The organism is Mesorhizobium sp. B2-3-5 (assembly GCF_006442395.1).
GTDB lineage: Bacteria > Pseudomonadota > Alphaproteobacteria > Rhizobiales > Rhizobiaceae > Mesorhizobium.
This window is the reverse complement of the sequence record NZ_VFVX01000018.1, coordinates 47,172-68,279: the sequence shown is the minus strand read 5'-3', so window position 1 is coordinate 68,279 and position 21,108 is coordinate 47,172. Positions and strand designations below refer to the sequence as shown.

Here is a 21,108-nt window from a genome sequence, read left to right as displayed (position 1 = left end):
TTGCCAGAACGCGCCGCATTTACATGGCATGGCATGACCGCGATATCTTCTCGGATGGCCGGTACCACAACCAAGCTCGTCGGCTGGATTGCCGGCGGGCTGCTGGCCGTTGCGTTCATCGTCATGGCTTCGACAAGCCAGGCCTTTGCCCATGCCGCATTGATCAAGACCGACCCGGCCGACGGTGCCGTGCTGGCGCAGGCTCCGGCGCGGTTCTCGCTGACTTTCAGCGAACCGGTTTCGCCGCTGGTGCTGACGCTGGTGAAACCTGACGGCACGCCGGTGCCGCTGACATCCTTCCGCCTCAGCGACCAGACGGTCGAGATCGACAATTCGCGGGCGCTGAAGTCCGGCACACATGTGCTGAGCTGGCGCGTCATATCCGCCGACGGGCATCCAGTCGGCGGCTCGCTCTTGTTTTCCATCGGCGCGCCAAGCGAACCACCTGTCGTGTCCGAGGCTGTCGACTGGCCGCAGCGATCGGCGATCTGGATCGGCAAGGTGTTTCTCTACATCGGCCTTTTTCTCGGCGTCGGCGGCGCCTTCGCCCTTGCCTGGCTGGCCGGCCATGATCGCGCCGGTCAGCGCTTTGTCACGGCCGCGATTCTTTGCGGGCTGGTGGCGGCACCCCTGTCGCTGGGGTTCCAAGGGCTGGATGCGCTGGGGGCGCCGCTCTCCCATCTGGCGCAGCCGGTGATCTGGCGTACCGGGCTCGGCACCAGCTTCGGCTGGACGGTGCTGATCGCCCTGATCGCGCTGGGGCTCGGCCTGCTGTCGCTGGCCGGACCGCGAGCGGCAGCCAGACCATTGGCGCTTGCCGGTCTGGCTGGCCTCGGCATCGCGCTCGCCGCCAGCGGCCATGCCAGTGCGGCCGAGCCGCAATGGCTGACGCGACCATTGGTGTTCGTCCATGGCGCCGGCATTGCCTTCTGGGCCGGCGCCCTGGTGCCGCTCGGCCTTGCGCTGAAGCGCCAAACGGTCGGCGCCGTTGCGTTCCTGTGCCGCTTCTCATGGACGATCCTGCCTGTCGTGGCCGTGCTTGCCACGGCCGGCGTCGTCCTCGCCATTATTCAGGTACAGACGCCCCCGGCGCTGATCGGCACCGCCTATGGCCGGCTGCTGCTGGTCAAGCTCGCACTGCTGGTCTTCCTGTTCACGCTTGCCGCCGTCAATCGCTGGAAACTCACCGCTTCGGCCGAGGCAGGCTCAACGGAGGTGCAACGCAGGCTCACCCGTTCGATCGGGGTCGAATTGCTGATCGTGCTGGCGATCTTCGGCGTTGCCGCGGGCTGGCGTTTCACCCCGCCGCCACGGGCCCTGGCGATCGCGGCGGCACAGCCGGTTTCAATCCACATCCATGCGCTGCAGGCAATGGCCGATCTCTCCATCACGCCGAGTCATGCGGGGCCGGTCGCCGCCTCGATGATCATCATGACCGGCGATTTTGGGCCGCTCGATGCCAGGGAAGTGACGCTGGTGCTGTCGAAACCCGATTCCGGTATCGAACCGCTGAAGCGCGCGGCGACCAAACCCGGCGACGGCAGCTGGCGTGTCGACAAGCTCGTCATTCCGGTGCCCGGCCGCTGGACGGTTCGCCTCGACATCCTGGTCTCGGATTTCGAGATGGTGAAGATCGAAGCGCCGGTGGACATCAGGCCGTGATGGTCTTTTGTTTTGCGCAATTGCGGACGGAACCCGTAAACACTTCTCCTGGAATTGCTCCATATGGCCGTCTGCGAGGCGGTTCCCAATCCTTCGGCAACGCATCTTGCTGGCAAACACAAATCGGCGAGGCGGTTGACGGCGGCCTGAAGGCCCGTCAATCATCCCGAGAAGAACGGGCATCCTGAGAAGAACGGGCATCCCGGCAAGAATGGGTATCGCCCGCAAATCGCTCAACAGACGATCCGGAAGCAGGGAAGAAACGATGGAAAAAGCCGAAATCGGCCTGATCGGCCTTGGCACGATGGGTTCCAACCTGGCGCTCAACATTGCCGAGCATGGGCACCGCATCGCCGTCTTCAACCGTACCAAGGCACGCACGGATGCCTTCGTCGAGAGTGCCGGTGCGCTCAGGGATATGGTCGTTCCCTGCTACAGCCTGGAGGAACTCGCCGCGGCGATCCGGCCGCCGCGCCCGATCATCATCATGGTGCTGGCCGGCAAGCCGGTCGACGAACAAATCGAAGCCTTGCGCGGTGTGCTGTCCAACAATGACATCATCATCGATGCCGGCAATGCCAATTTCCGCGACACGATGCGGCGCTTTTCCGAGCTGTCCGGCTCTGGCCTCACCTTCATCGGCATGGGAGTGTCCGGCGGTGAGGAGGGTGCGCGCCACGGACCGTCGATCATGGTCGGCGGGACGGAGGACTCCTGGAAGCGTGTCGAGAAAGTGCTGACCGCCATCTCCGCCAAGTTCAAGGACGAGCCCTGCGCCGCCTGGCTCGGCACCGACGGCGCCGGACATTTCGTCAAGACCATCCATAACGGCATCGAATATGCCGACATGCAGATGATCGCCGAAATCTACGGCGTCCTGCGAGACGGCCTGGGCATGGGGCCGAAGGACATCGGCACGGTGTTCGCCAACTGGAACAAGGGCCGGCTCAACTCCTACCTGATCGAGATCACCGCCAAGGTGCTGGCCGCCGACGATCCGAAGACCGGCAAGCCGGTGGTCGACATCATCCTCGACCGCGCTGGCCAGAAGGGCACCGGCAAATGGTCTGTCATCGAGGCGCAGCAACTTGGCATTCCAGCGACCGCGATCGAGGCGGCGGTGGCGGCGCGCGTTCTGTCGTCGCTCAAGGACGAGCGGCTGGCGGCCGAAAAGGCCTATGGCGATATCGGCGTGACGAAGATTTCCGGCGACAAGGACGCGCTGCTGAAAGACCTCGAACTGGCGCTGTTCGCCGGCAAGATCGCCGCCTATGCGCAAGGCTTCGCGGTGATGAGCGGCGCCTCGAAGGAATTCAACTGGAACCTGCCGATGCCGACCATCGCCAAGATCTGGCGCGCCGGCTGCATCATCCGCTCGCAGATGCTGGACACGATGGCCGAAGCCTTCGGCAGCGGCGGCGCTTCGACCAACCTTTTGATGGCGCCGGCCTTCATCACCATGATGCGGGAGGCGCATCCGTCGCTGCGGCGCGTGGTGGCGCGGGCCTCGGAGGCCGGTTCGCCAGTGCCGGCGCTGTCTTCCGCACTTGCCTATTTCGACAGCTACCGCCAGGGCCGCGGCACTTCCAACCTGATCCAGGCGCAGCGCGACTTCTTCGGCGCGCATGGCTTCGAGCGCATCGGCGAGCAGGGCGCCTTCCATGGACCGTGGGGCAGCGGCGCTGCCGGCTAGCTAGGCTTGGCTAACCGCTATAGGCCACAACCCCCTTCGGCTCGCTCAGGCTCTGCAGCGAGCCGGGTGCCGCGCCGCCGATCCAGCCGAGCACCGAGCGGGCAAGCTCCGAACCGGCCAGCCGGAAGTCTTCGTTGACGACCAGCAATTCATGCCGGAACAGGTGCAGCAGCTCCGACGACTGCTTCGATACCACATCGACGTCGCGGCCGAGCTTCAGCCCGGCATCCTCTATGCCGGCCACGATGGCGAGCGTCGCGGCGGCGGCACTGCTGACGATGCCGTCCGGCCTGATATCGCGCCGCATCAACTGCGCGGTCCTGGTCCTGATCTCCTCGATCGAGTGGTCGATCGAGACGGTGCTGAACGGCACTTCCGAGGCGCCGACCTCGCTCAGCGCGTCGGCAAAACCGTTCACCGTGTGGCGGTGATAGGTCAGACCGACCGGAGGCGCCACCAGAGCGAGCCGACGCCGGCCCATGCCGGCGAGATGGCGCACCGCCTCGGTCGCGAAGGCGTAATTGTCGAAATCATGATAGGGGTGCACCAGCCCCATATCGGTGCGGCCGTGCGTTGCGAAGGGGATGCCGTGCTCCAGCAAGTAGCGGGCCCTTGGATCGTTTGGCTGCGTGCGTGAAATGATGACGCCGTCGGCGGAGCCCGTCTCCACGAGATAGCGCACCGGGTCAAGCGGATCCTGCAAGCGTGAGTAGGGCGTGACGATCAGATGGTATGGCGTATCGGCGATGACTTCCGTGACGCCATAGATGATGTCAGAGACGAAGCTCATCAGCTCATGTTCGGTGTTGAGCACAAGGCTGATGACGTTGGTCTTGCCGGTGCGCAGGCGCACTCCGGCGCGGTTTGGGCGATAGCCGATCTGCTTGGCCACGAGCTGCACGCGACGCCTCGTCTCGGCGCCAATCTCGGGAGCGTCCTTCAACGCCCGCGAGACGGTGGTGACGCCAAGCCCGGTCATGAAGGCAAGCGTCTTCAGCGTCGGCCGCCCCTGCGCCGACGTATCATCGTTCTTGTTCGTGCGCCGTCTGTTCATTCATCCCGCCCGTGAGCCGCATAGCAGCCGCACACCGGGTCGGCAATCGCCGCGATTAGCAGCGCGGCATGGCTTCAGGCCCGGTGAGGGTGCCAATATACTGAAACGTTACAGATTGCCAATCTCGTTCGCCGATAGGCGTATTTGGAGGTGAACGCTCGAACCTGAATTCCCTTGGGAATCCAAGGCAAAGCGTCACCCCTTGTAAGCCTGTGCAGACCCTCGTGGGTAATTTGGCTGTTTTGCACTGCAATAGCTCATATTGCGACGCACAGTAGCTCGATGGCTGGTCCCATTTTATTCGTGGCCCGAAAAAATGTCCGACGGGCTTCATGCCTGGGGTTGCGTCACTAGCGCAATTGCCTTATCGAAAATCTGTAACGTTTCAGATTCTGGGAGGAAACCGAAATGCGATACAAAGTCCTGACCGCTGCGTTCGCGGCGACGATGGCGTTCGATTTTGCCGGGGCCGCGGCCGCGGCCAACCTGGAAGTAATTCACTGGTGGACGTCGAAGGGCGAGTCGGCGGCGGTCTCGCAGTTCGCAAAGGCCTTCGACAATGACGGCCACGGCGACAAGTGGGTGGACAGCGCCATTGCTCTGGGCGAAACGGCCCGCTCGACCGTCATGCAGCGCGTGCTCGGCGGCGACCCGCCCGGTGCGGCTCAGTTCAATCCCGGCCGGCAGTATGAGGAACTGATTTCAGGCGGCAAGCTGCTCGACCTCACCGATGTCGCGACCGCCGACAAATGGGACGAGGTCATTCGCCCGAAAGCGATCGGCAGCGCCTGTCTCGTTAACGGCCACTGGTGGTGCGTCCCGGTCAACATCCACTCGAATTATTGGGCCTGGTACTCCAAGCCGGTATTCGCGAAAACGGGCGTGCCGGAGCCGAAGAACATGGCTGATTTCATCGCGGCCGCGCCGAAGATCAAGGAGGCAGGCTTCATTCCGTTCGCGATCGGCGGCGACGGCAATGGCTGGCAAATCCAGCTGCTGTTCCAGGACATGGTTACCGAGGCTCTCGGTGTCGCCAAGCGCGACGAGATGTATACCAAGAAAAGTGCCGAAATTGCCGGCGGTCCCGAGATGAAAGGCGTGTTCACGCAGCTGAGGGCGCTGAAGCAGTTCACCGACAACGGCTACGCCAACCGCAACTGGAACGACACCACCAACTTGCTGATCACCGGCAAGGCCGGACTTCAAGTGATGGGCGACTGGGCGCGCGGCGAATTCGCGGCCGCCGGCATGACCGGTGTCAAGGATTTCGGCTGCATGATCGGCCTGAACGAGGACAAGCCGGTTGTCAGCACCGACGGCGACATCATCGTGTTCTTCAAGCAGGGCAATGCGGATGTCGAGGCGGCGCAGAAGCGACTTGCGGCCCTGCTCATCAGCCCGGAGGTCCAGGTCGCGTTCAACAATGCCAAGGGTTCCATGCCCGTGCGCGGCGACGTCGACATGTCGACGGCCGATCCGTGCATGCAGAAGGCGCTGAAAGCAGTGGAAGATCCGGCCAAGATCGTCACCGCGACCAACCGGTTCATCACCGAGAACACCAACCAGCAGCTCAATGAGCTCGTCGCGCAGTTCTTCGCCGACGACTCCATGACGGCGGATGACGCAACGGCGAAGTTCGCCACCATCATCGGCAATTCCGACTAGGAACCGACCGGCACCTGGAGGCGCCGCCCCGTGGTGACGCCTCCATTCTTGCCCTGGCCTGCCCAGGGTCCTGGTGAGGTGGAGAAGAACGGACGATGCAGAAGAGCTGGAGGCAGAGATTTCACCTGCCCGCCGTGATCGGAACGATACCGATGATTCTCGTTGCTGTCGGCGTGTTCGTGATCGGCATCGGCTTCTCGGTGCTGTGGTCCTTCACCAGTTCCAAGCTCTTCCCCACCTATGATTTTGTCGGCCTGGCGCAGTACAGGCGCCTTTGGGCCGATAGCCGCTGGCTCGTCTCAGTCAACAACATCTGGTTCTTCGGCCTGATGTCGATCACCTGCAACATGGTGTTCGGCTATTTGCTCGCCGTTTTCATGGACCAGCGCATCCGCCAGGAAGACCTGTTTCGCTCGATCTTCCTGTATCCCTTTGCCATGTCGCTGATCGTCACCGGACTTGTGTGGCAATGGGTGCTCGATCCCAATCTCGGCCTGCAAGAGGCGATGCGCAATCTGGGCTGGTCGAGCTTCAGCTTCGCCCCCCTGGTCGATGCCAATACCGCGATCTATGCGCTGGTCGTGGCGGGCATCTGGCAGGGCTCGGGCGTGACGATGGCGATCCTGCTCGCAGGCCTGCGCGGCGTCGACGAGGAGATCTGGAAGGCGGCGAGAGTGGACGGTATTCCGACGTGGCGCACGCATGTGTCCATCGTGGCACCAATGATGAAGGGTGCGTTCGCGACCGCCTTCGTTCTCCAGTCCGTCGGCGTGGTGCGCGTCTACGACCTGGTCATCGCGATGACCGGTGGCGGTCCCGGCATCGCGACATCCATGCCGGCCGTCTACGTCATCCAGCTCATCACCGTGCGCCAGAATGTCGGCCAGGGCATGGCCGCGGCAACGATGATGCTGCTGCCGGTGCTGATCGTGCTGGCTTTAGCCGGACTTGTGCTGTGGCGGCGCAACCGAGTGCAGGAAGCGGGCGTATGAGCGCCGTGCAAATCACGGCAAGCCGGCCGATGCAAGAAGCGCCGGATCAGGCCACGCCCTTCGGGCCGAAGCCGCGACGGATATCGGCCGGCCGCATCGGCATCTACGCTTTCCTGATCGTCGCGGCGCTCTTCTTCCTCATTCCGGTCTACATCATGGTCGTCACTTCACTGAAGGGGATGCCCGAGATCAGGCTGGGGCATCTTTTCAACCTTCCAGGCGACCCGACCTTTCAGCCCTGGGCCGATGCCTGGCTTCACGCCTGCACCGGCCGTGACTGCAACGGCCTCAGTCCAGGTTTCTACAATTCGCTGAAGATCACTGTCCCGAGCGTCGTCATCTCGATCATCTGCGCCTCGATCAACGGCTACGCGCTGACCTTCTGGCCATACAAGGGCGCCAACCTGCTGTTCGGCTTGCTCGTGTTCGGCGCCTTCGTGCCGTATCAGGTCGTGATCTACCCGCTGATCATCGGACTGAGCTCGGTCGGGCTGTTCGCGACCCTGCCCGGCATCATCATCGTGCACACGATCTTCGGAATGCCCATCCTGACGCTGCTGTTCCGCAATTTCTATGCGGCAATGCCGGTCGAGCTGTTCAAGGCGGCGCGCGTCGACGGCGCCGGCTTCTGGCGCATCTTCATCTACATCATGCTGCCAATGTCGGTGCCGATCACGGTCGTCGCCGTCATCCTGCAGGTGACCGGTATCTGGAACGACTTCCTGTTCGGCATCGTGTTTGCCGGGCGCTCCAACTGGCCGATGACGGTGCAGCTCAACAACATCGTCAACACCACGACCGGTGTGCGGGAGTACAATGTCAATATGGCGGCCACCATTCTGACAGCGGCGGTGCCGCTCGTCATCTACTTCGTCTCCGGCAGATGGTTCGTGCGCGGCATTGCCGCCGGCGCGGTGAAAGGGTGATGGCGATGGCGGCAAACGGCACCAGCGTTTCGATCCAGGACCTGTCGCTGAACTTCGGCGCGGTTTCCGTGCTGAAGACGCTCAACCTCGATGTCGCCGAAGGCGAGTTCATCGTGCTGCTCGGCCCCTCCGGCTGCGGCAAGTCGACCCTGCTCAATTGCATCGCCGGCCTGCTCGACATCTCGGAAGGCAGCATCTTCATCAAGGGCAAGAACGTCACCTGGGAAGAACCCAAGGACCGAGGCATCGGCATGGTGTTCCAGTCCTATGCGCTCTATCCGCAGATGACGGTGGAGAAGAACCTGTCCTTCGGCCTGCGTGTCGCCGGCGTCCCCAAGGACGAGATCGCCAAGCGCATCGCGCGCGCGGCCGAGATCCTGCAGATCGAGCCGTTGCTGCAGCGCAAGCCGGCGGCGCTCTCCGGCGGGCAGCGCCAGCGCGTGGCGATCGGGCGGGCGCTGGTGCGCGACGTCGATGTCTTCCTGTTCGATGAGCCGTTGTCCAATCTCGACGCCAAGCTGCGCTCGGAACTGCGCGTAGAGATCAAGCTGCTGCACCGCAAGCTGCAGAACACCATGATCTACGTCACCCACGACCAGATCGAGGCGATGACGCTGGCCGACCGCATCGCTGTTATGAAGGGCGGCGTCATCCAGCAGCTCGATGCGCCACAGACCATATACAACCGCCCGGTCAACCGTTTTGTCGCCGGGTTCCTCGGCTCGCCGGCGATGAATTTTATCGAGGGCAGGCTGGAGAAGGACGATAGCGGCTGGCAGTTCGCCGCCGAGGATGTTCGTATCCCGCTTTCGACCTATGCCTTTGAGACGGAACCGGTGCCAGGTCCGACGGTATTCGGCATCCGGCCGGAGCATGTCGCCTTGAACAGCGGCTCCGGCTGGCCATTCACCGCCACAGCGACTGTCGAGGTGGTCGAGCCTATGGGCTCCGACACACTGGTTTGGCTGAAGCTCGGCAAGCAGAATTTCACGGTGCGGGTCACGGCCGAGCGCACGCCGCACAATGGCGAGGCTGTCAGCATTGGCTTTGATCCGATGCGCGCTTCGCTTTTCGACGCCGCTGCCGGCAGCCGCATCTAGCTCCCGAGAATCACCACCTGAAACGATCCCCCAAGCAGAACGGACAGAGACGATGAACTGGTCATTCCAACTTTACAGCGCCCGCAATTTCCAGCCCTGGGAAGGCGTGCTCGCCACACTCGGCAAGCTCGGCTACACCGAGGTCGAAGGTTTCGGCGGCGTCTATGAAAATCCCAAGGCCTTCCGCGCCGAGCTCGACAAGAACGGCCTTTCCATGCCGACCGGCCATTTTTCCATCGACGCGCTGGAGAAGGATTTCGATGGCGTGCGCAGGATCGCCGAAGCGCTCGGCATCAAGCTTTTGATCTGTCCCTATCTGATGGCCGAGGACAGGCCGTCCGACGCCGCCGGCTGGTGCGGTTTCGGCGAGCGCCTGGCAAAGGTCGGCGAGGTGGCTTCGAAGGCCGGTTACGGCTTTGCCTGGCACAACCATGATTTCGAATTCAAGGCGCTCGCCGACGGCTCGGTGCCGCAGGACCATATTCTATCCTCCGCGCCCGACATCGGATGGGAGATGGACGTTGCCTGGATTATACGCGGCGGAGCCGACCCGCTGCCCTGGATCGAAAAGCATGGCAAGCGCATCGTCGCCGTCCACGTCAAGGACATGGCGAAACCGGGTGAAGGGCTGGATGAGGATGGCTGGTCGGATGTCGGCCACGGCACGATCGACTGGGCCGGCCTGATCAAGGTGCTGCGGGCCAAGAGCGCGGCAAGATACTTTATCATGGAACAGGACAACCCCAACGACATCGAGCGCTTCGCCCGCCGCTCGATCGCATCCGTCAAGACCTATTAGGACAATCACCATGGCAAAGAAACTGGGTATCGGCGTCATCGGCTGCGGCAACATCTCGAAGGCGTATTTTTCGCTGGCGCCGCTGTTTCGCGGCATCGAGATGCGCGCTTGCGCCGACATCAACATGGACGCGGCCAAGGCGCGGGCGAAGGAGTTCAAGCTGCGCGCCGAGACCGTCGAGGACCTGCTCAAGGCCGATGACATAGACATCATCGTCAACCTGACGATACCTGCGGTGCACTATGAGGTGTCGAAGCAGGTGCTCGATGCCGGCAAGCACGTCTATTCCGAAAAGCCCTTCGTGCTGTCGCTCAAGGAGGGCCAGGACCTCAAGGCACGGGCCGGTAAAAAGGGGCTGCGCATCGGCTCGGCGCCGGACACGTTCCTCGGCGGCGCGCATCAGCTGGTGCGCGAGCTGATCGACGAGGGGAAGCTCGGCAACATCACCAGCGGCACCTGCCATGTCATGGGCCACGGCATGGAGCACTGGCACCCGAATCCCGACTTCTTCTTCCAGCCAGGCGCGGGGCCGGTGCTCGATATCGGGCCGTACTATATCACCAATCTGATCCAGCTGATCGGCCCGGTGAAGCAGGTGGCGGCCTTTGCGACGACCCCTGCCAAGGAACGGACGATTTCATCGAAACCGCGCGCGGGTGAAAAAATCCCGGTCAACACGCCGACCACAATCCATGGATTGCTGGAATTCGAGAATGGCGCCGTGGTGACGCTGAACACCAGCTGGGACGTCTGGGCTCACGGCCACGCGCCGATGGAACTCTATGGCGAGGCGGGCACGGTATTCGTGCCGGATCCGAACTTCTTCGGCGGCGACGTGCGCTTCACCGAAGAGGGCAAGCCGGTCAAGAAATTGCCGAAGTGGAAGCATCCGCTTGGCGTGCCGAATGAAATGCACGGCCACGGGATGATGGCCAATTACCGCACCGTGGGTCTCGCCGACATGGCGCTGGCGATCGTCGAAGGACGGCCGCACCGCTGTTCGATGGAACTGGCGCTGCATGCCGTCGATGTCATGACCGGCATCCTGCGCTCGGGCGAAAGCGGGAAATTCGTCGCCATGCAGACGAGTTGCGAACGTCCGGCCGCACTCGGCGTGAAGGAGGCGAAGGAACTGCTGGCCAAGAAGAAAAAATAGGCGGCGGAGATTATCGATAATTTGGCTGCCCCTCTCCCCGTTTGCGCGGGGAGAGGTTAAAGGGTGGGCGTAGGGCTGGTCGTTGCATTCGCAATTGCCGCGCCCGTCCGTTTCAGATCGAGGATTCCCCATGCCTTACGTACCCGCCGAAAACCGCTACGAAAAAATGATCTACAACCGCTGCGGACGGTCCGGCCTCAAGCTGCCGGCGATCTCGCTGGGGCTGTGGCACAATTTCGGCGACGACACGCCGCACCGGACCAAGCAGGCGATCGCCCGCAAGGCTTTCGACCTCGGCATCACCCATTTCGACCTCGCCAACAATTACGGGCCGCCGCCCGGGTCGGCCGAGACCGCTTTCGGCGAGATCCTGCGCACCGATTTCGCCTGTCATCGCGACGAGTTGATCATCTCGACCAAGGCCGGCTACGAAATGTGGGCCGGCCCCTATGGCGAATGGGGCGGGCGCAAATACATGCTGGCCAGCCTCGACCAGAGCTTGAGGCGGATGGGGCTGGATTATGTCGACATCTTCTATTCGCATCGTTTCGATCCCGATACGCCGCTGGAAGAAACCATGGGCGCGCTCGACCATGCGGTGCGTTCGGGCAAGGCGCTCTATGCCGGCATCTCTTCCTACAATTCGCAGCGCACCCGCGAAGCCGCCGACATATTGAGGCAACTCGGCACGCCATGCGTCATCCACCAGCCGAGCTATTCGATGCTGAACCGCTGGGTCGAGGAAGACGGCCTGCTCGATACGCTCGAGGGGCTCGGCGTCGGCTCCATCGTGTTCTCGCCGCTGGCCCAGGGCATGTTGACCGACAAATATCTCGGCGGCATCCCTGAAGGCAGCCGTGCTTCCCAGGGCAAGTCGCTGAAGACAGCCTTCATCAACGACCGCACTATTGCCAACATCGAGGCACTCAACGCCATCGCCGGCAGGCGCGGCCAGACGCTGGCGCAGATGGCGCTGGCCTGGGTGCTGCGCAGAGGCAAGGTGACGTCGGCATTGATTGGCGCAAGCCGGCCGGAACAGGTCGAGGATTGCGTCGGGGCGCTGAGGGTGCTCGATTTCAGCGATGCCGAACTGGCGGAGATCGATGGCTACGCACGCGAGTCCGACATCAATCTGTGGGCGGCTTCCGCGGAACGCAACGGCCCGCCAAGGAAATAGCCGGAGCCGGCTAACAAAAGCCGGCGGATCGCTCCCGCCGGCCTTGTTCATGATAGAGGCCGGGCCAGGGCGTCTTCGGCCTGGTCATGTTGCTGGTCAACGGGTCAGTCATGGTGCGCGGTGCTGCCAGCGCCCGGAACGAAACCGTGCCCGCAGCCATCAGCGCGGACGTGCCGACAAGCAGCGTGCGACGTGTCAATTTGAACATAGCGCTTCCCGAAGCCCGATCGAATTTCCCAAGCGAGGCCACCTCGTCGAGGACCCTGTCAGTATTTTGAATGTCGCTTCGCCATCAATCCTGCCATCACCTTGTGCCGTCGCGTCATCGATCGACCGGGACAACAACAGAAGAGTAGCAAAGACGACGGTTCGTCGCTATCTGAATGGGATCAGGCCGTTTGCACCGGCAAACAGCCTGCGGATGGCGCGGGAAAGTTGGAACGGGACCATGGCGGCAAGGGATGTGCTGACGAAGAACCAGTTGTGCGTGCTCGAAAAGCTCGAGACCGCCAGCGGGCCGCTCAGCGCCTACACCTTGCTCGATCAACTGCGTGAACGCGGTTTCCGCGCGCCGCTTCAAGTCTATCGCGCGCTCGACACGCTGGTGAAATCAGGTTTCGTGCACAGGCTGGAAAGCATCAACTCCTTCGTCGCCTGCGCCGACCCGCACGACCACAGCCATTCGATGACCGCTTTCGCTATCTGCGACAGCTGCGGGCAGGTAACCGAAATGTCCGACCATGATGTCGGACACCGACTGGACGAATGGGTGCGTTCCACCGGCTTCGCCGCCAAGAAGGCGGTGATCGAATTCCGCGGGACGTGCGCCAAATGTCGGGCCGAGGCGGCGTAAGCCTTCGCTTCGTCATACTAGGGCGAAGCAAGGAGCGAAGCGACGCGCGCAAACCCTAGAGCCGGATGATTTCAGGTCGAGTCGACCTGAAATCTGAATCCGCTACGATGCAGAACTCGAGTTCTGCTCCGCCGTGTTTTTCAACTGAGGTCACGGAATGGATCCTCGGGTCAAGCCCGAGGATGACGAAGTTTTCGCTTAATGCGCCTCATCCCAATTATTCGCCGCTCGCGCATCGACGTGCAGCGGCACCGACATCGACACCGCGGGCATCGCCGCGTTTTCCATGACGTGGCGCACGACGGGAATCGTCGCCTCGACCTCCGCCTCCACCGTCTCGAAGATCAGTTCGTCATGCACTTGCAGGAGCATGCGGGCTGACAGCCTTGCCTTCTCCAGCGCTTCCTCCATGCGCACCATGGCGCGGCGGATGATGTCGGCGGCGGTGCCCTGCAGGCGGGCATTGATCGAGGCGCGCTCGTTGAACGCGCGGATCGACGGGTTCGAGGACCTTATATCCGGATAATGGATGCGGCGGCCGAAGATCGTCTCGACGAAGCCGTGCTCGCGGGCATAGGCCTTGGTCTCCTCGATATAGTCGCGGATGCCGGGGAAGCGCTCGAAGTACTTCTTGATATAGTTGCTGGCTTCCTCGCGCGGGATCGACAGCTGGTTGGCGAGGCCAAAGGCCGAGATGCCGTAGATGATGCCGAAATTGATCGCCTTGGCGCGGCGGCGGATTTCCGAGGGCATGCCCTCCACCGGCACGTTGAACATTTCCGAGGCGGTGATGGCGTGGATGTCCGCCCCATCGGCGAAGGCCTGCCGCAGCTGCGGGATTTCGGCGACATGGGCAAGCACGCGCAGTTCGATCTGGCTGTAGTCGGCCGAGACCAGGCGGTTGCCCTTGTCGGCGATGAAGGCGGTCCTGATCTTGCGGCCTTCGGCGGTACGCACCGGGATGTTCTGCAGGTTGGGCTCGGAGGATGACAGCCGGCCCGTCGTGGTCGCGGCCAGCGCGTAGGAGGTGTGGACACGTTTGGTGTCCTGATGGATGAAGCCCGGCAGGGCGTCGGTGTAGGTCGATTTCAGCTTGGTCAGCTGGCGCCAGTCGACGATCTTGCGCGGCAGTTCGTGGCCTTCGGCGGCAAGGTCTTCCAGAAGCTGTGCCGAAGTCGACCACTGGCCAGTCTTGGTTTTCGAGCCGCCTGGCAGGCCCATGCGGCCGAACAGGATGTCGCCGAGCTGCTTGGGCGAGCCGATGTTGATGCGCTCGCCGATGAGCTGGTAGATTTCCTCTTCGAGCCGGGCAGCGCCTTGTGCGAGTTCGCCCGACAGCCGCGATAGGATCTGCCGGTCGACGGAGATGCCGCGCTGTTCCATGCGGGCCAGCACAGGCACCAGCGGCCGCTCCAGCCGCTCATAGACCGAGACCAGGCCCTTGGCCGCAAGCCGGGGCTTCAGCACCAGCCAGAGCCGCAGCGTCACATCGGCGTCCTCGGCGGCATGGGCGGTCGCCTTGTCGATGCCGACCTGGTCGAAACCGACCGAGCTCTTGCCGGAGCCGGTCACATCCTTGATCTGGAGGGGTGAGTGATCAAGCCATTTCTCGGCAAGCGCGTCGATGCCGTGACCATGCGGGGTGCCGGCGTCAAGCACGTAGGAGATCAGCATGGTGTCGTCGAACGGCGCGACATCGATGCCATAGCGGCTCATGATGACCAGATCGTATTTCAGGTTCTGCGCGATCTTGAGGACCGACCTGTCTTCGAGCAGCGGCTTCAGCAGCGCCAGCGCTTCGCGAAGAGCAATCTGGTTCTCAAGCATGCCGCCGCCCAGCAGATCGCCGTTGCCGCTCTTGTGGGCGAAGGGGATGTAGGCGGCGCGGCCGGGCGCCGTGGCTATTGCCATGCCAATCAGTTCGGCCTGCATCGGGTCGGGCGAGGTCGCCCTGGCGTCGAAGGCGACGATGCCGGTCTCCCGCGCCTCGGCGATCCAGGCCTTCAGCGTCGCGATATCGCGGACGCAATGATAGGCCGACGTGTCGATCTTGCGCGTCGCCGCGCCCTCCAGCCGCAACGCGGAGAGCAGGGAAGGGGTGTCCCCCTGCTTAGGCGTCTCTGTCGTCGGTGTAGCAGTTGCGTCTGCCTCTGGCCCGGCCCCGTTTCGGGCAACGATCGGTGCCCCCGCGCCCACATCGGGCCCGTGCGCGGCATCGGCGCGCTCGACGGTCACCGCGACGGCCTGGACGTCGCCGGCCTCGGTGCCGGTCGCTTCCGCCACGCGGCGGGTCAGCGAGGAGAATTCCATGGTCTTGAGGAAGCCGATCAGCTTCGGCCCGTCAGGGGCATGAAGCACGAAATCGTCCAGGCCCTCGGCCACTGGCACGTCGTTCTTCAGCGTCACCAGCTGGCGCGAAATGCGCGCTTTGTCGGCGTTGGCGATGATCGTTTCGCGCCTCTTGTCCTGCTTGATCTCGCCGGCGCGGGCTAGCAGCCCATCGAGGTCGCCGAACTGCTCCAGCAACTGCGCTGCCGTCTTCGGCCCGATGCCAGGCACACCCGGAACATTGTCGACGGAGTCGCCGGTGAGTGCTTGCAGGTCGACCATCTTTTCCGGCGGCACGCCCCATTTCTCGATCACCTCGGGGATGCCGATCTGGCGGTCCTTCATCGGGTCGTACATGCCGACCGTGGCGCCGACCAGCTGCATCAGGTCCTTGTCGGAGGAGATGATGGTGGTGTCGCCGCCGACCTCGCAGGCCAGCCGGCAATAGGTGGCGATCAGGTCGTCTGCCTCGAAGCCCTCCATCTCGATGCAAGGCAGGTTGAACGCCTTGGTCGCCTGGCGGATCAGGCCGAATTGCGGGATCAGATCCTCCGGCGGGGCCGAACGGTTGGCCTTGTATTCGGGGTAGAGGTCGTTGCGGAAGGTTTTCGAGGAATAGTCGAAGATGACCGCGAAATGCGTCGGTACAATGCCCACATCGGTGTTGCGGGCATCCTGCATCAGCTTCCACAGCATATTGCAGAAACCGGAAACGGCACCGACCGGAAGGCCGTCGGACTTGCGGGTCAGCGGCGGCAGTGCGTGATACGCGCGGAAGATGTAGCCGGAGCCGTCGACAAGGAAAAGATGATCGCCTTTTTTCATGCCGGCAGGGATAGCGCGGCGCGATGGCTTGGTCCATGCCAAAGACATCGCCAGGGATCGGTTCCGTCAACACCCTGACGGATCGGGGTTATACCGGGCCGCTCACGAGCACGTTACAAAAGTGTAACGTTGGTGCCCTTGAATCGCCACGTTCACAGACCCAAATACACGCCATCGGCAGTTTTCGCCGAAGTCCGGAGCAAGGCCCGTCCCCCGCCTATCCCGGGCAACTGCGGCAGCCTATCCCCCCTCTCCGGGCTGCCGCATCGTTTCGAGTAAAAGGCCGCCGTGGTTCCCCCTCCACCACGGCGGCATTTTTTTGCCTTGCGGCGACCGTATCGGGTCGTGGTCCAATCGTCCCGGCTTTTCGTTTCGCCGCTCTGCCTTTACGGTTCCGGCACTGAATCGAAAGGCTTCGCAAATGTCCGCAGTTTCCCCCGTCCTCGACCATCTCGACCAAAATCTCGACCAGAGCCTGGAACGGCTGTTCGGCCTGCTCAGAATCAAGTCGATCTCCACCGATCCGGCCTATGCCGCCGACTGCCGCAAGGCGGCGGAATGGCTGGTGGCGGAGCTCAAACTGATCGGCTTCGACGCCAGCGTGCGCGACACGCCCGGCCATCCGATGGTGGTTGCGCATCATGACGGGCCTGCCGGCGCGCCGCATGTGCTGTTCTACGGCCACTACGATGTGCAGCCGGTCGATCCGATCGAACTGTGGGAAAACGATCCGTTCGCGCCTGATATCAAGGAGGTCGGACCCGACCACAAGGTGATCACCGGGCGCGGCTCGGCCGATGACAAGGGCCAATTGATGACCTTTGTCGAGGCGTGCCGCGCCTGGAAGCAGGTGCATGGCAATTTGCCGTGCCGCGTCACCATTCTCTTCGAGGGTGAGGAGGAATCCGGTTCGCCTTCGCTGAAGCCTTTCCTCGAAGCCAATGCCGAGGAACTCAAGGCCGATTTCGCGCTGGTCTGCGATACCAGTATGTGGGACAGCGAAACGCCGTCGATCTGCGTTGGGCTGCGCGGGCTGGTTGGTGAGGAGATCACGGTAAAGGCCGCCGACCGCGACCTGCATTCGGGCCTCTATGGCGGGGCCGCGGCCAACCCGATCCGCATCCTGGCCGAGGTGCTGGCCGATATCCACGACAAGGATGGCCACATCACCATTCCGGGTTTCTACGACGGCGTCGAGGAGACACCGACGCAGGTGCTGAAATCATGGGAGACGCTCGGCGAGACGGCCGAGACCTTCCTTGGGCCTGTCGGCCTGTCTATCCCATCGGGCGAAAAGGGACGTTCGGTGCTGGAACTGACCTGGGCGCGGCCGACTGCCGAGTTCAACGGCATCATCGGTGGCTATACCGGCAAGGGATTCAAGACCGTGATCGCGGCGGTAGCATCGGCGAAAGTGTCCTTCCGCCTCGTCCACAAGCAGGATCCCAAGAAGATCCGCGCCGCCTTCCAGCAATTCGTCAAGGAGCGCATTCCGGCCGACTGTTCGGTCGAATTCCACGCCCATGGCGGTTCGCCGGCAATCCAGCTTTCCTACGACTCGCCGTTCCTGGCGAAGGCCAAGACCGCGCTGTCGGATGAATGGCCGAAGCCGGCGGTGACGACCGGCAGCGGCGGCTCGATCCCCGTGGTGGGCGACTTCCAGACCTATCTCGGCATGGAATCGCTGCTGGTCGGCTTCGGCCTCGACGACGACCGCATCCATTCGCCCAACGAGAAATACGAACTCAGTTCCTTCCACAAGGGCCAGCGTTCCTGGGCGCGCATTCTCGACGCGCTGACGCGCTGAGCCGCGGAAAAGCAAGTTTTCTTGTTGATTTTTCACCGGATCGCGGCAAGGACGGGTAACGCCGCGACCGGAGAAGACAATGGCCGATATCCGTTTCCACAAAAATGACCTGCCCGACCTTTCGCATTACAATGTCGGGGCGGTGGCCATCGATACCGAGACGCTGGGGCTGAACCCGCATCGCGATCGGCTCTGCGTGGTGCAGATATCGCCGGGCGACGGCACCGCCGACGTCATCCAGATCGCACCGGGCCAGAAGAAGGCGCCGAACCTCGTCAGCCTGCTGAGGAGCCGCAACATCACCAAGCTGTTCCACTACGGGCGCTTCGACCTGGCCGTGCTCTACAATGCGTTCGGGGTGATGCCCGAGCCTGTGTTCTGCACCAAGATCGCCTCGCGGCTGACCCGCACCTATACCGACCGGCACGGGCTGAAGGACATCTGCTTCGAGCTTCTCGGCGTCGGCCTGTCCAAGGCGCAGCAATCGTCCGACTGGGCGGCCGAAACGCTGTCGCCCGAACAGCTCGAATATGCCGCTTCCGACGTGCTCTACCTGCATCGGTTGCGTGAGGTGCTGGCCGGAAGGCTGGCGCGCGAGGGGCGCACAAAGGAGGCCGATGCCTGCTTCCGCTTCCTGCCGACACGCGCCAAGCTTGACCTGATGGGCTGGGGCGAGGAGGATATCTTCGCCCATAGCTGAGGGCCCCGGCGACGATCCGCGCCCGACGGCGGTTTGGAACCAGATGCCGGCCGTGGCGTTCTGCCGGCTGGAAAAGGGGATGACATGACCGACCGTAAGCCGATATCGACCGCGCCGACCGACGGTTCCAAGGTCACCGTCACCTGGAAGGACAGCGACGGCGTAATCAACGAATCCATCGCGCAGTACCGCGACGACGGCTGGTGGGTCTATACCGACAGCCACACGCAAAAGAAGGTCGAACCGACCAGCTGGCGGCCTAAAGCCAGCGACGATGACGACCAGTGAGCGTACCGCTGGCGAGGCCAGCTGCTTTCGAATAGCCTGAAGTCGTTGATATCGGGGCTGATTCGGAGCCTTCCGCTCCGCGCTCGCTCTCTTGCTCGGAGGAAATCGCTATGGGGGTCGAAAGCCTTCTCGTCTTCATCATCATTGGTGCCATCGCCGGCTGGCTCGCTGGCCTCATCGTGTCGGGTTTCGGCTTCGGCCTGATCGGCAACATCATCGTCGGCATCGTCGGCGCATTCATCGCCGGCTGGCTGTTCCCGCGGATCGGCTTCTCCATAGGCGGCGGCATCATCGCCTCGATCATCCATGCCATGATCGGCGCCATCATCCTTTTGGTGCTGGTCAGGGTCCTCAAGCGAGCCTGAGGCTCGAGACGACTGGAGCGGTTCAGCGTCTGATAGAATCGTTGAACCGCTCTAATCTTTGTTTTTATGCAATCCCGGACGGAAAACCGCTACGCACTTTTCCTGGAATTGCTCTGGGGGCACGCCATGAAACAGAATACGCTCTACCTCATCATTGGCGCGCTCATCGTCGTGGTCATCGCGCTCGGCGTTTATGTCTACCGCGAGCAGACCAGGCCCAAAGGCGTCGAACTCAAGATCGACGACAAGGGCATTTCGATCCAGCAGAACTGAGCCTGCGATCGGTTTCGGGGGACCCTCTTGTCGTTTGATTTCCAGATGGCGGGCAGCCTTGACCGATAGCCGCAACACGCCCTTCGTCAGGTTCGATCCCGGCGATTGCCTGGCCGCCGACCCCGACAAATGCGTGACGGTGCGAAGCGAAGTGGAGGCCAGCAACGTTTTGCGCTCGCCGCCGGGCCATTGCCGGATGTCCTGGTCGTCGACATGAACGATGCTTTGTGCGGCAAGCAAACCTGCGCTGCGGTCGTCGGCAACATCATTGTCTGGCGCGACTACCACCACATGACGGCGACCTACGCGCTGGCACTGGCGCCCTATCTGGCGAAGGCAGCGGGTCTCTAGCCGTTGAAACCTAGGAATGCCTGCATCGCGCTTGACCGTCGATGGTGCCATCGGCTTAGTCAGCACCATCAATGCGGGGGCAAGCAGTCGCCCATGGGCCGGGGCAGCAGCACAGTTCTGGACCCTTTCCATCGTTCGATCTCTTGGGCGGGTCGCGAATGATCGCCGGGATCGACTTCAAAGCCAGCCAAGGAGCGCGGGCGGCGCTTTCGGCGATCGGCCGCACCGAGGACCTGCGCTTCTCCTCGGGTCGCCGTGCTCGACGAGGAGACCTTCCTGCGTGGCAGGCCAATCCCGAGGAGGGCGGCCCGAAAGGCCTCGACATCGACCGGTCGAACAGCGTGATGGCGATCACACGCGAAGAGCGGACGCTGGCTTTCTTCTCGATGCTCTCGATATTCGATGGCGCTGAAAATCGCCGGCAAGGCAGCGCCATCGCACCGGCGTAATGCCGAAAGAGAGACCGACCCGAGATGGAATTAGAATGACGGATCGAAGCTTCGGCGCTATGATGCCGGCATAGGGCGTTTGGGGCCAGCCAACCTAACGAACAGGAGGTTGCCATGAAGCACCAAACACTGGACCAACTGCATGCAGTGGCCGAAATTAGTATCACACAGCCGGTAATGAGCCGAACCCAGCGTCTCGTACGTTGGGCCGAACTTCTCGAACGTGCGCCCAGCCGGCTGCTCACGGCGCTTGCCGGAACCGAATACCGTGCACCGCCCGAGCGCAATGTCATGCGAGGCGATGGCTCGCCGATATCGGTTGCCTTTACGGACCCCATTTTGAAAGACGAGGGTCTGAAGGACGACAGTTATGGCGAAGCCAAGCGCTTCTTCGAGCTGACCGATCACCAACTGCATGAGATCGTCTGCTACTGCCATGTCGGCGAGGTGATGCAGTCGTCCAGGGCCGCGCTTTCTGTCCGTGCGGCGATTGGTTGACGCATATCCACCAGGTGATCATCTGGGGAGGAATGAATTGGGGCGCGGTCGAATGCGACGCCGGATCTGCGATCGCGCCCTGACGGAGACCATGGCGTGACTGCGTATCAAAGGCTTGTCCGCTGCCGGATACTGGCGTTCCGACCA

21 protein-coding genes are annotated in these 21,108 nt (G+C 62.7%); 18 read left to right on the top strand and 3 right to left on the bottom strand.

The features are described 5' to 3' along the window. Nucleotides 1–54 precede the first annotated feature (54 nt). Both FJ958_RS20150 and gndA read left to right on the top strand, forming a co-directional pair. Complete coding sequence (locus FJ958_RS20150; RefSeq protein ID WP_246679670.1) at nucleotides 55–1,662, top strand: copper resistance CopC/CopD family protein; 1,608 nt, start codon at nucleotides 55–57, stop codon at nucleotides 1,660–1,662. Between the two features lie 265 nt (nucleotides 1,663–1,927). After that, on the top strand, nucleotides 1,928–3,355 hold the full coding sequence (gene gndA / locus FJ958_RS20145; RefSeq protein ID WP_140744931.1) for an NADP-dependent phosphogluconate dehydrogenase: 1,428 nt from the start codon (nucleotides 1,928–1,930) through the stop codon (nucleotides 3,353–3,355). A gap of 10 nt (nucleotides 3,356–3,365) precedes the next feature. Here the strand turns inward: gndA and FJ958_RS20140 are convergent, their stop codons facing one another. Beyond that, entirely contained in the window at nucleotides 3,366–4,409 is a 1,044-nt protein-coding gene (locus FJ958_RS20140; protein WP_140744930.1) for a LacI family transcriptional regulator, read from the bottom strand. A gap of 408 nt (nucleotides 4,410–4,817) precedes the next feature. Here FJ958_RS20140 and FJ958_RS20135 point away from each other — a divergent pair, with 408 nt between their 5' ends. The 7 genes from FJ958_RS20135 to mgrA all read left to right on the top strand — a co-directional run bounded on the left by FJ958_RS20135 (nucleotide 4,818) and on the right by mgrA (nucleotide 12,224). After that, nucleotides 4,818–6,074: an ABC transporter substrate-binding protein gene (locus FJ958_RS20135; protein ID WP_140744929.1), complete on the top strand. Its 1,257-nt coding sequence runs from the start codon at nucleotides 4,818–4,820 to the stop codon at nucleotides 6,072–6,074. Nucleotides 6,075–6,169: 95 nt separating this feature from the next. Further along, nucleotides 6,170–7,066, top strand: a complete 897-nt coding sequence (locus tag FJ958_RS20130) for a sugar ABC transporter permease (RefSeq protein ID WP_140744928.1) — start codon at nucleotides 6,170–6,172, stop codon at nucleotides 7,064–7,066. Between the two features lie 29 nt (nucleotides 7,067–7,095). Next, complete coding sequence (locus FJ958_RS20125; protein ID WP_181165578.1) at nucleotides 7,096–7,992, top strand: carbohydrate ABC transporter permease; 897 nt, start codon at nucleotides 7,096–7,098, stop codon at nucleotides 7,990–7,992. After that, on the top strand, nucleotides 7,992–9,092 hold the full coding sequence (locus FJ958_RS20120) for an ABC transporter ATP-binding protein (RefSeq protein ID WP_181176449.1): 1,101 nt from the start codon (nucleotides 7,992–7,994) through the stop codon (nucleotides 9,090–9,092). The genes FJ958_RS20125 and FJ958_RS20120 overlap by 1 nt, the downstream gene beginning before the upstream one ends. 52 nt (nucleotides 9,093–9,144) lie before the next feature. Then, nucleotides 9,145–9,891 carry a sugar phosphate isomerase/epimerase gene (locus FJ958_RS20115; RefSeq protein WP_140744926.1) on the top strand — a complete coding sequence of 249 codons (747 nt, stop codon included), beginning with the start codon at nucleotides 9,145–9,147 and terminating at the stop codon, nucleotides 9,889–9,891. Nucleotides 9,892–9,901: 10 nt separating this feature from the next. After that, complete coding sequence (locus tag FJ958_RS20110; RefSeq protein ID WP_140744925.1) at nucleotides 9,902–11,047, top strand: Gfo/Idh/MocA family oxidoreductase; 1,146 nt, start codon at nucleotides 9,902–9,904, stop codon at nucleotides 11,045–11,047. 130 nt (nucleotides 11,048–11,177) lie between these two features. After that, entirely contained in the window at nucleotides 11,178–12,224 is a 1,047-nt protein-coding gene (gene mgrA, locus FJ958_RS20105; RefSeq protein ID WP_140744924.1) for an L-glyceraldehyde 3-phosphate reductase, read from the top strand. 10 nt (nucleotides 12,225–12,234) lie between these two features. Here mgrA and FJ958_RS20100 read toward each other — a convergent pair whose 3' ends face one another. Further along, nucleotides 12,235–12,432 (bottom strand): hypothetical protein, encoded by a 198-nt coding sequence (locus FJ958_RS20100; protein ID WP_181176452.1) that lies wholly within the window; start codon nucleotides 12,430–12,432, stop codon nucleotides 12,235–12,237. 240 nt (nucleotides 12,433–12,672) lie between these two features. On the opposite strand from FJ958_RS20100, the gene FJ958_RS20095 reads away from it, so the two are divergent. Then, complete coding sequence (locus FJ958_RS20095) at nucleotides 12,673–13,077, top strand: Fur family transcriptional regulator (RefSeq protein WP_140744922.1); 405 nt, start codon at nucleotides 12,673–12,675, stop codon at nucleotides 13,075–13,077. Nucleotides 13,078–13,275: 198 nt separating this feature from the next. On the opposite strand, the gene polA is transcribed toward FJ958_RS20095, so the two are convergent. Then, on the bottom strand, nucleotides 13,276–16,230 hold the full coding sequence (gene polA / locus FJ958_RS20090; RefSeq protein WP_181176451.1) for a DNA polymerase I: 2,955 nt from the start codon (nucleotides 16,228–16,230) through the stop codon (nucleotides 13,276–13,278). Nucleotides 16,231–16,651: 421 nt separating this feature from the next. Here polA and FJ958_RS20085 point away from each other — a divergent pair, with 421 nt between their 5' ends. From FJ958_RS20085 to FJ958_RS20050, 8 genes are all read left to right on the top strand, one after another. Beyond that, nucleotides 16,652–18,037 carry a M20/M25/M40 family metallo-hydrolase gene (locus tag FJ958_RS20085; RefSeq protein WP_140744921.1) on the top strand — a complete coding sequence of 462 codons (1,386 nt, stop codon included), beginning with the start codon at nucleotides 16,652–16,654 and terminating at the stop codon, nucleotides 18,035–18,037. 79 nt (nucleotides 18,038–18,116) lie between these two features. After that, complete coding sequence (locus FJ958_RS20080) at nucleotides 18,117–18,737, top strand: ribonuclease D (protein ID WP_140744920.1); 621 nt, start codon at nucleotides 18,117–18,119, stop codon at nucleotides 18,735–18,737. Between the two features lie 84 nt (nucleotides 18,738–18,821). Next, entirely contained in the window at nucleotides 18,822–19,025 is a 204-nt protein-coding gene (locus tag FJ958_RS20075) for a hypothetical protein (protein WP_140744919.1), read from the top strand. A gap of 110 nt (nucleotides 19,026–19,135) precedes the next feature. Then, the gene (locus FJ958_RS20070; protein WP_140744918.1) at nucleotides 19,136–19,390 is read left to right on the top strand and encodes a GlsB/YeaQ/YmgE family stress response membrane protein; all 255 of its coding nucleotides are present in this window, start codon (nucleotides 19,136–19,138) and stop codon (nucleotides 19,388–19,390) included. A 126-nt stretch (nucleotides 19,391–19,516) separates the two neighbouring features. Continuing rightward, nucleotides 19,517–19,663: a hypothetical protein gene (locus tag FJ958_RS20065; RefSeq protein WP_135914977.1), complete on the top strand. Its 147-nt coding sequence runs from the start codon at nucleotides 19,517–19,519 to the stop codon at nucleotides 19,661–19,663. A 129-nt stretch (nucleotides 19,664–19,792) separates the two neighbouring features. Continuing rightward, nucleotides 19,793–20,014, top strand: a complete 222-nt coding sequence (locus FJ958_RS20060; RefSeq protein ID WP_140744917.1) for an SGNH hydrolase domain-containing protein — start codon at nucleotides 19,793–19,795, stop codon at nucleotides 20,012–20,014. Between the two features lie 158 nt (nucleotides 20,015–20,172). Continuing rightward, nucleotides 20,173–20,463 (top strand): hypothetical protein, encoded by a 291-nt coding sequence (locus tag FJ958_RS20055; protein WP_140744916.1) that lies wholly within the window; start codon nucleotides 20,173–20,175, stop codon nucleotides 20,461–20,463. Nucleotides 20,464–20,577: 114 nt separating this feature from the next. Continuing rightward, nucleotides 20,578–20,961: a hypothetical protein gene (locus FJ958_RS20050; RefSeq protein ID WP_140744915.1), complete on the top strand. Its 384-nt coding sequence runs from the start codon at nucleotides 20,578–20,580 to the stop codon at nucleotides 20,959–20,961. Nucleotides 20,962–21,108 lie beyond the last annotated feature (147 nt).

Bases quoted from the DNA above. Each gene is read 5' to 3' on its own strand.
- mgrA (WP_140744924.1), top strand. From the start codon at position 11,178: ATGCCTTACGTACCCGCCGAAAACCGCTACGAAAAAATGATCTACAAC.
- gndA (WP_140744931.1), top strand. From the start codon at position 1,928: ATGGAAAAAGCCGAAATCGGCCTGATCGGCCTTGGCACGATGGGTTCC.
- FJ958_RS20085 (WP_140744921.1), top strand. From the start codon at position 16,652: ATGTCCGCAGTTTCCCCCGTCCTCGACCATCTCGACCAAAATCTCGAC.
- FJ958_RS20120 (WP_181176449.1), top strand. From the start codon at position 7,992: ATGGCGATGGCGGCAAACGGCACCAGCGTTTCGATCCAGGACCTGTCG.
- FJ958_RS20125 (WP_181165578.1), top strand. From the start codon at position 7,096: ATGCAAGAAGCGCCGGATCAGGCCACGCCCTTCGGGCCGAAGCCGCGA.
- FJ958_RS20130 (WP_140744928.1), top strand. From the start codon at position 6,170: ATGCAGAAGAGCTGGAGGCAGAGATTTCACCTGCCCGCCGTGATCGGA.
- FJ958_RS20100 (WP_181176452.1), bottom strand. From the start codon at position 12,432: ATGTTCAAATTGACACGTCGCACGCTGCTTGTCGGCACGTCCGCGCTG.
- FJ958_RS20060 (WP_140744917.1), top strand. From the start codon at position 19,793: ATGCGTGACGGTGCGAAGCGAAGTGGAGGCCAGCAACGTTTTGCGCTC.
- FJ958_RS20095 (WP_140744922.1), top strand. From the start codon at position 12,673: ATGGCGGCAAGGGATGTGCTGACGAAGAACCAGTTGTGCGTGCTCGAA.
- FJ958_RS20070 (WP_140744918.1), top strand. From the start codon at position 19,136: ATGGGGGTCGAAAGCCTTCTCGTCTTCATCATCATTGGTGCCATCGCC.
- FJ958_RS20110 (WP_140744925.1), top strand. From the start codon at position 9,902: ATGGCAAAGAAACTGGGTATCGGCGTCATCGGCTGCGGCAACATCTCG.
- polA (WP_181176451.1), bottom strand. From the start codon at position 16,230: ATGAAAAAAGGCGATCATCTTTTCCTTGTCGACGGCTCCGGCTACATC.
- FJ958_RS20065 (WP_135914977.1), top strand. From the start codon at position 19,517: ATGAAACAGAATACGCTCTACCTCATCATTGGCGCGCTCATCGTCGTG.
- FJ958_RS20115 (WP_140744926.1), top strand. From the start codon at position 9,145: ATGAACTGGTCATTCCAACTTTACAGCGCCCGCAATTTCCAGCCCTGG.
- FJ958_RS20135 (WP_140744929.1), top strand. From the start codon at position 4,818: ATGCGATACAAAGTCCTGACCGCTGCGTTCGCGGCGACGATGGCGTTC.
- FJ958_RS20150 (WP_246679670.1), top strand. From the start codon at position 55: ATGGCCGGTACCACAACCAAGCTCGTCGGCTGGATTGCCGGCGGGCTG.
- FJ958_RS20050 (WP_140744915.1), top strand. From the start codon at position 20,578: ATGAAGCACCAAACACTGGACCAACTGCATGCAGTGGCCGAAATTAGT.
- FJ958_RS20075 (WP_140744919.1), top strand. From the start codon at position 18,822: ATGACCGACCGTAAGCCGATATCGACCGCGCCGACCGACGGTTCCAAG.
- FJ958_RS20140 (WP_140744930.1), bottom strand. From the start codon at position 4,409: ATGAACAGACGGCGCACGAACAAGAACGATGATACGTCGGCGCAGGGG.
- FJ958_RS20080 (WP_140744920.1), top strand. From the start codon at position 18,117: ATGGCCGATATCCGTTTCCACAAAAATGACCTGCCCGACCTTTCGCAT.
- FJ958_RS20055 (WP_140744916.1), top strand. From the start codon at position 20,173: ATGATCGCCGGGATCGACTTCAAAGCCAGCCAAGGAGCGCGGGCGGCG.